This is a genomic window from Asticcacaulis sp. W401b, assembly GCF_046503825.1.
Taxonomy (GTDB): Bacteria; Pseudomonadota; Alphaproteobacteria; order Caulobacterales; family Caulobacteraceae; genus Asticcacaulis.
Genome location: NZ_JBKFEE010000007.1, coordinates 106,036 through 119,967 on the forward strand (window position 1 = coordinate 106,036; position 13,932 = coordinate 119,967).

Here is a 13,932-nt window from a genome sequence, read left to right on the forward strand (position 1 = left end):
GTCTGTCCAGCAGCTTCCTTACAACAGATGGAGACGGTGATGGCTGTCGAGACGACTTCGCTTGCGGGCAAACGGGTTCTGGTGACCGGCGGCACGACCGGCATCGGGCGGGCCACGGTGGCGCTGCTGGCCGAACAGGGGGCGCGTGTCGTCACCTTCGGGCGGCATCAGCCGGAGCTGGAGGACGCACTGGCCCATGCGCGGGAGGTCAATCCACAGGCCGAAGTCTTCGGCCTGACCGCCGACGTCTCTACCCGTGACGGCGTGGCCCGCGTCTTTGCGGCGGTGGACGACCATCTGGGTGGGCTTGATATCCTGATCAACAATGCCGGTCTGGCCGTTGGTGGGGCGCAGGATGAGACCGATGAGGACTGGCGGCTGGCGGCGGAGACCAACTTTCTCGGCTATATCGCCTGCGCCCGTGAAGCCATCGCGCGCCTGAAAGACAGCGGGGCCGGGCATCTGGTGTTTGTAGGCTCGATCAGTGCCGAGTTCAAAGGGGCGGGCAGCAGCGTCTATGCGGCGACCAAGGCCGGGATTGAGACCTACGCCAAGACCCTGCGCAAGGAGGTGATGGACTTCAATATCAAGGTCACCCTGGTCGAACCCGGTTCGGTCGGGGCCGACATGCAGGAAAAGAGCCCTGAAGAACAGCGTGAGGCCATCGCGCGCAACGAAATGCTCTATGCCGAAGAACTGGCCGACACCATCGGCTTTGCCCTGACGCGCTCGGTACGCACGGACGTCTCGGTTTTGCGCGTCGAACCGCTGCTGGAACGTTCGTGATGGCACGCAAAACGGCGGCCGTGACGCCCGAAACCCTGCGCGTGCGGGCCGATTTGCATGGCAGCCAGACCGCCGAAGCGGCGTTGCGCATGGGCGAACTGACGCTGGAGGTCAGGGCGGGGCGGGATACGCCGTGGCTGAAGATTTCGCGACCTGAGCGCGGCGGTCTGGCCCTGCGCCTGATCTTCAACGCCGGTCCCTATCGGATGGAGGGGCTTGAGACGACCGCGGCGGGCCTAAGTTTCCGCGCGGAAACCGAGGCGGGCGAATGGACGGTGGAGGTGAGCCTGAAGGGCGAAACGCTGTTGAATGTCCGCAGCGCCCTGCGGCCCGCCTTCGACCTGCTCCTGCCCTTCTGGCCGCGCGATCTCTATGTGCTCGATGTGCAGGACGATCCGCTGACCACGAAGGGCCGCGTCGAGGCGGCGCAACGCGGCCACAATACCGGCCTGTGTTATTTCTGCGTCGAGGAACCGGCGTTTGGGTGCGCCCTCTATGTGCAGAACCTGACGGCGCTCAATCCCTATTTTCAGGCCACCGCCACCAAGCCCGACGGCGTGGTGGGCGGTGAGTGGCCGGAGCTGGGCTATCAGCCACCTGCCGCGCCCAATGGGCACTCACCGCCCACCGCGCCGCTGAAGGCCGGGCAGACCTATGTCATTTCTGACGCCTATCTGGGCCTGCGGACAGAGTGCGCCCGTAATGAGACCGAAGAGGCGCGCCTGTTTATCGACATGATCGGTGACATCTATCCGCATCTGGACCGCCCGGAACCGCGCTTTCACGACTGGACGAAGCGGGCTGAACAGACCCTGCACGACCTGAAGACCGCCCCCGAAGCGACCGTCAGCCATTACGGGCAGGTCTATCTGCACCCGTACACCGCCTCAGAATGTCCCGATTCCATGGTGCAGATGAGCGTTGCCTCGGCCATCGACGAGTATCAGACCCTTTTTGGCAAGGCGGAGCCCTTCCGCGACGTGCTGATGGCCGGGATGGGGCGCTTTTTCGATAAGGAACTGCGGGTCATCCGCCGCTACCTGCCCAATGTCGGGGAAGACAAGAACGCCAATGCGGTCGATTCCTGGTACCTCTACCACCCGCTGATGAATCTGGGGCGGCTGGCTCTGCGCGGTGATAAGCGGGCGCGAAAGCTGTTTCTCGGTTCGCTCGACTATGCGGTCAAATCAGCGCGTCATTTCAAGTATCTGTGGCCCATCCAGTACGATGTGCGCGACTTTTCGGTGATTACCGAGACGCGCGGCGATGGCTATGGCCAGACCGATGTGGCCGGCCTCTACGCCTATGTCATGCTTCAGGCGCATCAGCTGACCGGCGACGACCTCTATGTCAACGAAGCCAGAGCGGCCCTGCACGCGGCCGAGGGGATGCGTTTCGAACTGGTCTATCAGGCCAATCTGACGGCGTGGGGTATTGCCGCGTGCATCAGGCTGTGGCGCATGGACGGCGATGAGCGCTACCTTGCGCAGGCGGAGGTGTTTCTGGCCAGCTTTATGCACAATGCCATTCTGTGGGAATCGCGGATTGAAAACGCCACGGCCTATAGCAACTTCTTCGGCGTCACCTGTTTGCACGACGCGCCCTATATGGCGGCCTATGAGTGCTTTGAGTCCTTTTCCGCCTTTGACGAAGTGCTGCAACTGGCCGGGGAGCAGTTGCCGCCTAAGGTCAAGCTGCTGCTGTCCGAATATCGCCGCTTCGCCTTTGATCGAAGCTGGTCCTACTATCCTGATGCCCTGCCGAAAGAGGCGCTGGCGACCACCATCCGCAACGGCCATATCGACCGTGAGCTGTCCTTTCCGCTGGAAGACCTGTACGCCGACGGGCAGCCGGCGGGACAGGTCGGGCAGGAGATTTACGGCAGTGGCGGAGCCTTTATCATCGCGGCGCGGGGCTTTTACGGGGTCGATCTGCCCTTCTGGCTGTTTGCCGACTATCCCTATGCGGTGACGCGCAATGAGAAGGGGCTGATGCTGGTCCTGAAAGGCCCAACCGGTCAGACGGCCTCTGTGCGCGTTTTTGCCAAAACGCATCAGGCCTTGCCGGACATAGGCCTGAGCGCGAACGCAGTCGATGTGCCGCTGAAATGGAAGGAGAACACCCTTCTGGCGCAGGTGCCCGCCGATGCCACGCTGTTTTTAGGCTGGTAAACTCACAGGACCGGAAAAGAGCGTTTGCCATACGCCCATCTGCCCCTATGATCTCAGCTAACACTCAACAGGGGGACGCAATTGATCAACGTCGAATCACTGGAAAACCTGCCGGCCTATCTCATGTTTCTGGGCACAGGCGTGCTTGTCTGGCTGGTGGGCATAACCGTTTATCTGTGGGTGACGCCCATTCGCGAACTGGCGGAAATCCGCAAGGGCAATATCGCGGTGGCGATCCATTTTCTGGCGGTCAGTCTGGCTCTGGCCCTGCCGATCCAGTCGGTTGGCCATTCGACCTTCAATGCCGGGGATATGATCCTGTGGGGCGGTATTGGCATCGTGTCGCAGATCGTTTTGCACCTGCTGGTCCGCCTGTTCGGCAAGAGCTTCTATACCCGTCTGACCGAGCCGGGGAATGAGAAGGGCTGCATCGCCGCGGCTCTGGCGCTGTCGGCGCTCAGTCTGGTCGTTGGTATGCTGAACGCCTCGGCCCTGTCATACTGAGGCAGGTGCAAAACCATGACCCGCTATAATTCCACCAAGGCCTACAGGGCCGATTATCTGGCCCGCCTCAACCGGCGCAAGGCGCGCTGGGTGGCGGCGCTGGCGACGACGGTTTCGGCGGTCGCCATGCTGACGGGCTGCGATGAACCGCAGGCCACACAGGCCCCGCCGGTTGCGCAGACCGAGCAGATGCGCGTCTATAAGACGCTGGACGAATGCAAGGCGGCGCAGGACGACGATAAGCTGTGCGAAACCGCTTTTGCCGAAGCCTGGGAGTGGCAGAACCAGCAACCGGGCTATAGCGCCAAGCAACAGTGCGAGGCGGAATACGGCGTGGGTAACTGCGAAAGCCGCGCCAATCCGTCTGGCGGCAACTGGTTTGTACCGTTGATGGCGGGCATGATGATGTCCAATGCCATGAGCCGCATGTCGCAGGACCAGTATCTGCGGGAAAAAGAGCGTGAGCGCGGGGGCGGTGCCTATCCCGTCTATGTCAACAGCCGTGGTCAGGTGTCGAGCTACGGCGCCGGGGGCCTGCGCCCAATGGGATACCGGGTGACGCCCGGTGGCGCGGTGCCGACCTATATGGACGTTGAACGCGACCCCTCTGGGCGTGGCTACGCGGCGCGCGGCACCTATTCAAAAGCGGAAACGGGCTATCGGGCGTCGTCGCGCGGCGGGTTTGGCAAATCCTCATCCTTCCGCGGCAGTTGCTGCGGTTAAAGAGATAAATGCATGGAACGCTGTCTCGTGCCGGTGCGCGACAACTGGAAGGCGCGCGTCGAAGCGGAGGGGATGCTGTGGCACAGCGCCCCCGGCCTGACCTACTGGCATGAAGGCGTGGTCTATCGCTTCACCGATGCGGAGATCGAGGCCATCCATGACGCCACTGAGGCCTGTCATCAGATGGCCCTTGCCGCCGCCGGGGCGATTATCGAAGGCGGTGAACTGGCAAACTATGGTTATGGGGCCGACGCCATAAAGCTGATTGAGCGTAGCTGGCACACCCGTGAGCGCGACATCTATGGCCGCATTGATTTCGCCTTTGACGGGGTCAATCCGCCCAAAGTGCTGGAATACAATGCCGATACCCCGACCAGCCTGCTGGAAGGCGCGGTTATACAGTGGTCGTGGCTCACCGATACGTCAGGGGCTGAGGCCACGAACCAGTATAACGACATCCACCGCGCCCTGGTTGAGCGGATGCGGGGTTTGAAGGCGGAACGTGACGCTGGTTTGCTGGGTGTGCGCCAAAGCGGGGCCCCGTTGCATGTGGCCTGCGTCTTTCCGCACGATGAAGACACCGGGACCGTGGCCTATATCGAAAGCGTGGCGCGTGAAGCCGGGCTTGAGGTCTGTTTCGTCCCGATGGATCAGATCGGTTTCAGCGAGGTCGAAGGCGGCACATTCCTTGACCAGAACGACGTGCCCATCCGGCTATTGTTCAAGCTCTACCCGTGGGACTGGCTGCTGGCCGATGACTATGGCCCGCGTCTGACGCAGGCCGTGTTGACACACACGATCCGCCTGTTTGAACCGGCGTGGAAGATGCTGCTGGCCAACAAGCTGCTGATGACGAAGATGTGGGAGATGTATCCGGACAGCCCCTATCTGCTGGAGACGCGCCGCAGTGATGAGGCGTTTCGCGCGTCTGGTCGTGGGTTTGTGCGCAAACCGGCGCTCGGTCGTGAGGGACAGAATGTGTCGGTTTTCGCGGCCGGTGACCGGGCGCACACAGCACAAACCGACGGTAATTACGCCGACAATGACTTCGTCTATCAGGCCTTTGCCGATCTGTTCCGTGACCCGGCATCCGGAGCCTATGCCCTGATCGGCAGTTGGGTCATCGGCGGGGAGGCGGTGGGCATGGGCATCCGCGAAAGCGACCATCTGATCACCGATGATCGCTCACGCTTTGTGCCGCACCTGTTTCGCTGACACCTGTTTTTCGACCCGTTCGCACCACAAGAAGCCGTGGTCAGTGGAAGGACACAAAAAAAGGCGGCCCGCACGCTTACGGACCGCCTGATGTTGATTATCACCGAGAACTGACCCCCGGGTCAGTTCTCGGCGGAAATCGACAGTCGGGCTATAAGAACCATCTATAATAGTCAGGATGTTTCGTATTATCGGAGTTTTCTGGCCTGTAGTAACACTGAGAATGCCAAGGGTGTTGATTCCGTCAGCGCATTCATTGGCAAACATCCCCGTTTCGGTACTCCCCGTTGTCAGTCAACCTCCGGAACGCACCTGGCAAGGCGCGTAAGCGCCTGTCCTTTTTACAGAGATGTGTTTTCAAGATTGTAGGCCTTGGCGGCCCGGCTACGGATGTCTTCTATGAGATTCGTGAGTTGGGGATCGCTGCTGCGTTCTTTGAGTGAATAAACACCCATTTGCACAGGGTCGGGTGCCTCACCCGGTATCAGTTCCACTTGCTTTAACCCTGACTTTGCGAATTCGTCGGCCAGCAGATTTCCATGCTGAAGAACCGCGTCCGTGCCCTTGGCGTAGTCGATGCAGGCTTGCAGCGAATTGGACGTGAAGGCTTTGCCCACCGTGCCTCCGGTAAAAACCGAACTCGACAGGCGTTGTTGATGGCTCTCTCTTGGAAAGGCTATAGTGGAGGGGTAGGCCTTTATCTCGGCGTGAGTCCGGGGCGCAGCCAGCAGGGGATGGTCTTCGCGCACGAAGAATCCATCCTGTAAGCGGCCGACAGGGGCGAAGGTTGTGCCTAGATTGGGGTCAAGGTCGGGCACCTTGTAGCCTACGAACATCATTATATCGCCTGCCAGAAGCTGATCCATCAGGCGCAGAACATTGCTTAGACTGATGTTAATTGACACGTGTGGGTGAGTCTCTCGATAATCGAAAACGAGATCGCGCAGAAAGGCTTTCCAGGCCGTATAGCCTGATCCAATGCTGATCCCGTACTCAAGATCATTCTTCTGACGTTCGATCGAAGCCATGGCGTTGTCGTGCAGACGCTTCATAATCAGCGCATGTTCATACAGGGTTTGGCCATAGGGCGTCAGGCGCATCCCGCGTGAGGTTCGCGAAAACAAGCTGACCCCCAGCGTGCGCTCCAGCTTTTTGAGATTGAAGGTGAGGGTGGGTTGAGTGACATGCAGCCGTTCTGCGGCGGTACTGATGGAGCCCGCTTCGGCCACAGACAGAAATTGCAGGAGCACACGATCCATCGCTTACCTCGATATAGATTAATTCTATATAACGCGCGGAATTTCGTATTATTCAACGCTCATCCGACATGTTATTTTTTTGACATAAACGCAGGAAAATTCCGGAGATCAAGAGTTAATAAATATATACAAGGCTTAGCTTCCGTAAAAAATGAAAACATTCAAATTTGAATGAACTTGACTCACTAAAGTGAAGTCAAGTTATTCGCGTTTTAATAATAATTTACAATTATAAACATATTTACATTCAAAAGTGGTGTGAATTTGTCTCACCGTGTTCAAAACTGGTTAAATTGTACTTGAGTGAATAAAAATCATCATATACGATCAAATTCAATCACCATCGTTATTGTGTGATCGAGCTGCGGCTTGCCAGATAAAAAACAAGGGAGCATCCTTATGAAAAATGTCAGATGGCGCAGTCATGCGTCCGTTTTTGCAGTTGCTGTGGCGATCGGTGGCCTGTGCGGCGCCGCCAGTGCGCAGGAGGCTTCGGCGTCCGCGACCGCTGCGGAGCCGGAGGTCGTCGTCGTGCGGGGTATCCGCAGTTCGTTACGGTCTTCCATGAATGTCAAACGGGATGCCGTTCAGGTGGTGGATGCCATCACGGCCGAAGACATTGGTCAGTTTCCGGACAAAAACCTCGGCGAAGCCCTGCAACGCGTGACGGGTGTTCAGATCAGCCGTCAGGATGGCGAAGGCCGGGGCGTGTCCATTCGCGGCGGCGATCCCAACCAGACGCGCGTCGAAGTCAATGGCTCGACAGCGATGTCGCTGACCGTCGGCGCAGGCGACCGGGCGGTTGATTTCCGCGACCTGCCTGTCGAATTTATCTCGCGTCTGGAAGTCGTGAAGTCGGCCACTCCGGACATGAGCGAAGGCGGTGTCGGTGGTACGGTCCGGATTGTCACGCGACGCCCGTTCGACAGCCGTAAGCCCTTCTTTGCGGCGTCCGCCCAGGGAGTCTACTCCAACATTGCGGAGAGCTGGGACCCGAAGTTGGCGATCATCGGTTCGCGTCTGTTTGCCGGCGATAAGTTGGGTGTGCTGGTGAGCGCCACCTACGAGGATCGTCATCTCTTTTCAAATAATGCGCGCACGACCGGTTGGATTCGCCGCACGGACGCGCGCACCCGCGCCGTTGGGGCTACGGGACGCGATTCCGATCTCAATGGTGATGGCGTCAAAGACTGGATCCCCGAAATTCCCCGCCTGATCATGGATCGTCGCGACACCAAGCGGGCGGCCCTGTCGAGCGTCGTCGAATGGCGTCCTAACGACTACACCAACCTGTTTGCGGAACTTACCTATGCCCGCGCCAAAGAAGAGGTGTATAGCCAGTTCCTGCAACTGAGCGGTTCGTCTGGCGAAATCGACTACGCCAATTCACGCGTCGGGGCTGATAATACTGCATCGCATGTCGAACTGGTCTCAACGACCGCCTTCCCCATTGATCTGACCTACCGCAACATTCTCGGCAGCCTGACCCGCACTCAATATACCTCGGCCATCGGCGGTAAATGGACGGTAGGGGAATGGCTGTTTGACGGCCGCGTATCCTACTCAAAGGGTGACGTTCATAATGATGAAATCAACTCGACCGCCGTCGTGTTTGGCGTACCGCGGGCGGTCATCGACTATACGGGCTCACAAGGGTCGCCGCAGTTCAGCTTCCCTGGTCTGGATGTAAAAACGGGGCAGGGTGTTAATCAGCTTGATGCCGTCTATAACCCGCGTGACAATGTCGCCGACGAGCTGGCGGCGCGTTTTAATGCCGCATGGACGCCGTCGGACTCGTTGTGGATCACCAGCGTCAAGTTCGGCGTCTCGCGCACAGAGGTGAGCAATGAAAGCCTCCTCTATCAGCGCACCATCCGGCTAGCCAACCGCACGCCCATGCCCACCAGTTCCGGCGCAGCTGTCGTCTATTCGGTGCCGGCAGCGACCCTGCAATCCATAGTCAACGTCAATTCGCGCGTTAACGACATTCCCTTCTTCAAGACGGGCGACCTCGGCTATTCCGGCGGTGTGCGTCAGTGGGTCGATAATACCTACGCGACCTACTGGGCGACGATTGCCGCCAGCGGCACGACGATGGATGTTCATGCGACGAACCCGAACGCCAACACCATGGGCAGCTATCAGGCCTTTCTTGACACTTGGACCGTCGAGGAAAACACCAACGCCGCCTATGTGCAACTAGGGTTCCGCTTCGACAATGACTTCCCTTTCCCGGTGGACGGGGTCATTGGCGGTCGCCTGATTGATACGGATACCAAATCCAGCGGTTATAACCGCGTGCAGGGCACCGGCGGTGCCGTGACCTTCGTGCCCGGTGTCCGCGAAGGCGGCTATTCCGAGTTCCTGCCGTCCTTCAACATGCGCCTGAAGTTTGTGCCGAACAAATGGGTTGGCCGCTTTACCGCCAGCAAGGTCATGTCGCGCCCGGCCCCCAGCCAATTGGCGTTACGCCGTTCGACCGATATTGTCGGACTGACCGGTTCGCGCGGCAATCCGGATCTTCTGCCCTTTTCGGCGGCTCAGTTCGATCTGGGGCTGGAACATTATCTGAATGCCGACAGCTTCTGGTCGGTGACGCTGTTCCGCAAGGACATTTCACGCTTCATCGTTAATCAGTCCTCGCCCGAAGTCATTGATGGTACAACCTATAACATCACCCGTCCGGTCAATGACAATTCGCCAGTGAAGATCACAGGTGTCGAGGCGGGCATTCAGTATGCTTTCGACTTCCTGCCGGCACCGTTCAACGGGCTGGGGATACTGGCCAATGTCACCGTTCAGGAGGATAAGGGGTATAAGGGCACCAATGCCATCACCGGCGAGGCCCTGCCTTATCCCGGTCTGTCCAAGACCAGCTATAACGGCTCGCTCTACTACGAAAATGACACGCTGAGCGCGCGCCTCTCTTATAACTGGCGAGACAAGTGGCTGATCACACCGACCGGACGCGGCAATTTGCCCGAATTCAACAAGGCCTATGGCTCGCTCGACGCGGCGTTTAACTACAACGTCACGCCGAACTGGACGGTCTTTATCGAAGGGGTCAACCTTACCGACGAGGTGCGCGTCGAATATAATGCGGATGCGCGCGTCATCGGCAATGAGACATTCGGCAGCCGCATCTTTATGGGGGTTCGATTCAAGAACTAGATGTGAGCTTTCAGTAGGTTGTCCATTCGGGGTCGATGTAGGAGATTGGAGTTACCACACTTCAAACCTCTACAGGGAGCGCCCGAATGGACATCCATAAGAATGCCCATCATCAATGCGAACAGCTTTTCCAACCCTAATTCAAAACCTACCTGTGTGCCGTCAAATGTGATATGACCATGCATACCGTCCGTCGTTCTGAACGATTTCGGCTTTCTCACCGACTCGGTATAATTGTGCCGCCGCCGTCTTGCCCGCTTTTTGATGCAATTCGACGTAGGCGAACTTTGAGGTTCGGTCGATGGCCACAAAGAGATAGAGCTTGCCTTCAGCCGTCTGGACCTCAGCAATATCAATGTGGAAATAGCCTATCGGGTAGGACTTGAACCTCTTCTTAGCCGGCTTGTCGCCTTTGATGTCAGGCATCCGGGATATGCCATGGCGGTGCAGGCAGCGATGCCGGTTTGAGCGGGTCAAGTTGGGGATCGTGGCCTGCAAGGCATAGAGACAATTATCCAGCGACAGCAGGGTGTGCCTTCAGAAAGCGACAATGATCACTTCCTCCTCAATCGTCAGGACCGTTGATTTAGGGGCTTTCGGCCCGGTCGGAAGATCGGCGACAGTGGTGCGCTTTTTCCACTTGCTCACCGTCTTTGGGTTTATCCCGTGGCGCTTGGCCAGCACCCTCACATCATCTTGACTATTTTGTATTGCTCGATGGACTGCCTCTGTCGTTGTGGCGCTCCCGTGTAAAACTTGTCCCACAGCGAACCCCTCATCGATGGCGATAAAACCGTACCCTCAATCACCGGAACTAAACACCTAGGACCCGTTCGGCGGCGCTTCCTGCGCAAGGCGCGCCGCCATAGCTTTCGCCCCCAATCGGCCGATTAAAAAACCTCCCGATCCTGGATCGAGAGGTTTTTTTGTGGTCTGAGTGAGGGGGCTCAGAGGGCCTTGACGATCCCCTCGACCATCTTCTTCGCATCGGCAAACAGCATCATCGTATTGTCGCGGAAGAAGAGTTCGTTTTCGACACCCGCATAGCCCGACGACATGCCGCGTTTGACGAAGAGTACGGTCTGCGCCTTTTCGACGTCGAGGATCGGCATACCGAAGATGGCCGAGGTCGGGTCGGTCTTGGCCGCCGGGTTCGTGACGTCATTGGCCCCGATGACAAAGGCGACGTCCGCCGTGGCAAACTCGCTGTTGATGTCCTCCAGTTCGAAGACCTCATCATAGGGGACATTGGCTTCGGCCAGCAGCACATTCATGTGCCCCGGCATACGGCCGGCCACAGGGTGGATGGCGTATTTGACCTCAACGCCTTCTTCTTTCAGCTTGTCGGCCATTTCGCGCAGGGCGTGCTGCGCCTGAGCCACCGCCATGCCGTAGCCCGGCACGATGATGACCTTGGAGGCGTTCTTCATGATGAAGGCGGCGTCATCGGCGGAGCCCTGCTTGACCGGGCGCGTCTCTACCTTGCCACCGGCGGCGGCCGCCGAGGTATCGGCTCCGAACCCGCCCAGAATGACCGAGACGAAGGAGCGGTTCATGCCCTTACACATGATGTAGCTGAGGATGGCCCCGGAGGATCCGACCAGCGCCCCGGTGATGATCAGGGCGATGTTTTCCAGCGTGAAGCCCAGCGCTGCCGCGGCCCAGCCCGAATAGGAGTTGAGCATGGAGACAACGACCGGCATGTCGGCCCCGCCAATGGGGATGATCAGGGTCACGCCCAGCACCAGAGACAGGGCAAAGATCAGCCAGAAGGCCCATTGCGCCTGACCCGCCGTGGCGATCAGGACGCCGATCAGGGCGAAGATGGCCAGACCGATGCCGATATTCAGGGCGTGACGCGCCGGCAGGATGATCGGTGCCCCCGACATATTGCCATTCAGCTTGGCAAAGGCAATGACTGAACCGGTGAAGGTGATGGCCCCGATGGCAACGCCCAGACTCAGTTCGATCACTGACTGCGTCTTGATGCCAAGGCCGGAGTCGATATGGAAGGCGTCGGGCGCATAGAGGGCTCCCACGGCGACCAGACAGGCCGCCAGACCGACGAGTGAGTGGAAGGCCGCCACAAGCTGCGGCATGGAGGTCATCGAGACCTTTTTGGCGATGGTCGCTCCGGTAAAACCGCCGACCGCCACGCCACCCAGGATCAGGGCGATGGTGACGGGGTCGATCTCACCGCCAATAAACAGGCCCAGAAGCGTCACGCCGACGGCGATGGCCATGCCGACCATGCCGTAAAGATTGCCCTGACGCGACGTTTCGGGCGAGGACAGGCCGCGCAGAGCCAGAATGAACAGCACGCCCGAAACCAGATAGGCGAGAGCCGAAAAATCAGCAAAAGACATCAGTGCGCCCCTTCTTTCTTAGCCTGAGCGGGACGCTCTTTTTTCTTGTACATGGCCAGCATCCGGCGCGTGACCATGAAGCCACCGAAGATATTGACAGCCGCCAGCGCGCTGGCGATGGCGCCGGAGCCCTTGGCAAACCAGGTGCCTGCGCCGAAACCGGAGGCTGCGGCGGCGATCAGTGCGCCGACGATAATGACCGAGGAAATAGCGTTGGTAACGGCCATCAGTGGCGTATGCAGGGCCGGGGTCACAGACCAGACGACGTAATAGCCGACAAAGACCGCCAGCACGAAGATGGCGAAATGGAAGACGGTGGGATTGATGTGTTCCACGGTTTCCCCCTTAATTTTGTAAGTTGGGGTGCACCACGGCACCGTTTTGCGTGACCAGAGCGGCCTTGAGAATCTCATCCTCAAAATCCGGGCTCAGTGCGCCGTCCTTGATCAGCAGCCCCAGAAAGGCCTGAAGATTTTTGGCGTAAAGCGCTGAGGCGTCGTTGGCGATGGTCGCGACGATATTGGTCGGGCCATAGATTTTGACGCCATTCGTTTCCGCCACGCTATCGGGCACGCAGCCCTCGACATTGCCGCCCTGCGGAGCCGCGATATCGACCAGTACTGAACCGGCCTTCATCGAGGCGACCTGCGCTGCCGTAACCAGTCGGGGGGCCGGGCGGCCGGGGATCAGGGCCGTGGTGATGACGATGTCTTGCTTGCCGATATGGCTGCTGATCAGTTCGGCCTGTTTGGCCTTGTAGGCGTCGGACATTTCCTTGGCATAGCCGCCGGCGGTCTGGGCGTTTTTGAACTCTTCGTCCTCGACCGCGATGAACTTGGCCCCCAGCGATTCGACCTGCTCCTTGGTCGCCGGGCGCACATCGGTAGCGGAGACGACCGCCCCCAGACGCCGCGCCGTAGCGATGGCCTGAAGCCCGGCCACGCCGACGCCCATCACAAACACCTTCGCCGGGGCGACGGTGCCCGCCGCCGTCATCATCATCGGAAAGGCCTTGCCGTACAGGTGCGCGCCTTCGATCACAGCGCGGTAACCGGCCAGATTGGCCTGAGACGACAGGGCGTCCATCACCTGCGCACGGGTGATGCGCGGCACGAACTCCATGGCGTAGGCGGTGGCACCGGCCTCGGCCAGCGCTTGTAGCGCGTCTTTTTCACGGTAGGCGTCGAGCAGGGCGACGACGGTCGCGCCTTGTTTCAGCGTTTTCGCTTCGGTGGTGGACGGGCCGCGCACCTTGAGCAGGATGTCTGCCGACGACCACACGGCTTTGGTGTCCGCAATCTCTGCGCCCGCAGCGGTGAACGCTTCGTCGGTAAAGGCCGCGCTGAGGCCGGCGCCGGTTTCCACAACAACGCGCTGGCCGCTGGCGACCCATTTCTTCACCGTGTCGGGTGTTGCGGCGACCCGCGTTTCCCCCGTCAGGCTTTCTTTTGGTATTCCGATGACAAGAACCAAGTGTCTCTCCCCGGATTTGTCTGATTACATCAGAAAAATCCTCACAATTGCAACGAATTACGTCACTTTATTCTTCTGTTGCCTTCTGCTGTTTCCCTTTCGACGTTTTCACAGCTTCCCCGCGGTGTTTTATTTCCAAGCATCCCTACTGAATGGTCGAGCGTTTCACTATATCGGGTGTCCAGGAATTGATGGACGGTTTGCTCGGCAATCTCAGGGGGGGGGGCCTCGGGAGCAGGGTTGGCAGGCTGCGTATGGCTTCGC

Annotated in this window: 10 protein-coding genes and 1 pseudogene; 6 read left to right on the plus strand and 5 right to left on the minus strand. The window is 59.1% G+C overall.

Going from position 1 to position 13,932, the window contains the following annotated elements:
* Nucleotides 1-39: 39 nt before the first annotated feature.
* The 5 genes from ACK8OE_RS14985 to ACK8OE_RS15005 all read left to right on the plus strand — a co-directional run bounded on the left by ACK8OE_RS14985 (nt 40) and on the right by ACK8OE_RS15005 (nt 5,399).
* Complete coding sequence (locus ACK8OE_RS14985) at nt 40-786, plus strand: SDR family oxidoreductase (RefSeq protein ID WP_410273189.1); 747 nt, start codon at nt 40-42, stop codon at nt 784-786.
* The gene (locus ACK8OE_RS14990) at nt 786-2,957 is read left to right on the plus strand and encodes a hypothetical protein (protein WP_410273190.1); all 2,172 of its coding nucleotides are present in this window, start codon (nt 786-788) and stop codon (nt 2,955-2,957) included. Before ACK8OE_RS14985 ends, ACK8OE_RS14990 begins: the two co-directional genes overlap by 1 nt.
* Before the next feature lie 81 nt (nt 2,958-3,038).
* Entirely contained in the window at nt 3,039-3,461 is a 423-nt protein-coding gene (locus tag ACK8OE_RS14995) for a DUF350 domain-containing protein (protein ID WP_410273191.1), read from the plus strand.
* A 15-nt stretch (nt 3,462-3,476) separates the two neighbouring features.
* The gene (locus ACK8OE_RS15000; protein WP_410273192.1) at nt 3,477-4,184 is read left to right on the plus strand and encodes a DUF1190 domain-containing protein; all 708 of its coding nucleotides are present in this window, start codon (nt 3,477-3,479) and stop codon (nt 4,182-4,184) included.
* A gap of 12 nt (nt 4,185-4,196) precedes the next feature.
* The gene (locus ACK8OE_RS15005; RefSeq protein WP_410273193.1) at nt 4,197-5,399 is read left to right on the plus strand and encodes a glutathionylspermidine synthase family protein; all 1,203 of its coding nucleotides are present in this window, start codon (nt 4,197-4,199) and stop codon (nt 5,397-5,399) included.
* A gap of 341 nt (nt 5,400-5,740) precedes the next feature.
* Here the strand turns inward: ACK8OE_RS15005 and ACK8OE_RS15010 are convergent, their stop codons facing one another.
* The gene (locus tag ACK8OE_RS15010) at nt 5,741-6,658 is read right to left on the minus strand and encodes a LysR family transcriptional regulator (RefSeq protein ID WP_410273194.1); all 918 of its coding nucleotides are present in this window, start codon (nt 6,656-6,658) and stop codon (nt 5,741-5,743) included.
* Nucleotides 6,659-7,057: 399 nt separating this feature from the next.
* Here ACK8OE_RS15010 and ACK8OE_RS15015 point away from each other — a divergent pair, with 399 nt between their 5' ends.
* Nucleotides 7,058-9,829 (plus strand): TonB-dependent receptor, encoded by a 2,772-nt coding sequence (locus ACK8OE_RS15015; protein ID WP_410273195.1) that lies wholly within the window; start codon nt 7,058-7,060, stop codon nt 9,827-9,829.
* A gap of 225 nt (nt 9,830-10,054) precedes the next feature.
* Here ACK8OE_RS15015 and ACK8OE_RS15020 read toward each other — a convergent pair.
* From ACK8OE_RS15020 to ACK8OE_RS15035, 4 genes and pseudogenes are all read right to left on the minus strand, one after another.
* Nucleotides 10,055-10,594 (minus strand): annotated as a pseudogene (locus ACK8OE_RS15020) (IS481 family transposase); the annotation flags it as partial.
* A gap of 182 nt (nt 10,595-10,776) precedes the next feature.
* Nucleotides 10,777-12,195 carry an NAD(P)(+) transhydrogenase (Re/Si-specific) subunit beta gene (locus ACK8OE_RS15025; protein WP_410273196.1) on the minus strand — a complete coding sequence of 473 codons (1,419 nt, stop codon included), beginning with the start codon at nt 12,193-12,195 and terminating at the stop codon, nt 10,777-10,779.
* On the minus strand, nt 12,195-12,530 hold the full coding sequence (locus ACK8OE_RS15030; protein ID WP_013479054.1) for an NAD(P) transhydrogenase subunit alpha: 336 nt from the start codon (nt 12,528-12,530) through the stop codon (nt 12,195-12,197). Before ACK8OE_RS15030 ends, ACK8OE_RS15025 begins: the two co-directional genes overlap by 1 nt.
* 10 nt (nt 12,531-12,540) lie before the next feature.
* Nucleotides 12,541-13,668, minus strand: coding sequence for a Re/Si-specific NAD(P)(+) transhydrogenase subunit alpha (locus ACK8OE_RS15035; protein ID WP_410273197.1), 1,128 nt, complete (start codon nt 13,666-13,668; stop codon nt 12,541-12,543).
* Nucleotides 13,669-13,932: the final 264 nt, after the last annotated feature.

Coding starts and splice junctions, on each gene's coding strand:
- ACK8OE_RS15010 (WP_410273194.1), bottom strand. CDS start 6,658: ATGGATCGTGTGCTCCTGCAATTTCTGTCTGTGGCCGAAGCGGGCTCC.
- ACK8OE_RS15005 (WP_410273193.1), top strand. CDS start 4,197: ATGGAACGCTGTCTCGTGCCGGTGCGCGACAACTGGAAGGCGCGCGTC.
- ACK8OE_RS15000 (WP_410273192.1), top strand. CDS start 3,477: ATGACCCGCTATAATTCCACCAAGGCCTACAGGGCCGATTATCTGGCC.
- ACK8OE_RS14990 (WP_410273190.1), top strand. CDS start 786: ATGGCACGCAAAACGGCGGCCGTGACGCCCGAAACCCTGCGCGTGCGG.
- ACK8OE_RS14985 (WP_410273189.1), top strand. CDS start 40: ATGGCTGTCGAGACGACTTCGCTTGCGGGCAAACGGGTTCTGGTGACC.
- ACK8OE_RS15015 (WP_410273195.1), top strand. CDS start 7,058: ATGAAAAATGTCAGATGGCGCAGTCATGCGTCCGTTTTTGCAGTTGCT.
- ACK8OE_RS15025 (WP_410273196.1), bottom strand. CDS start 12,195: ATGTCTTTTGCTGATTTTTCGGCTCTCGCCTATCTGGTTTCGGGCGTG.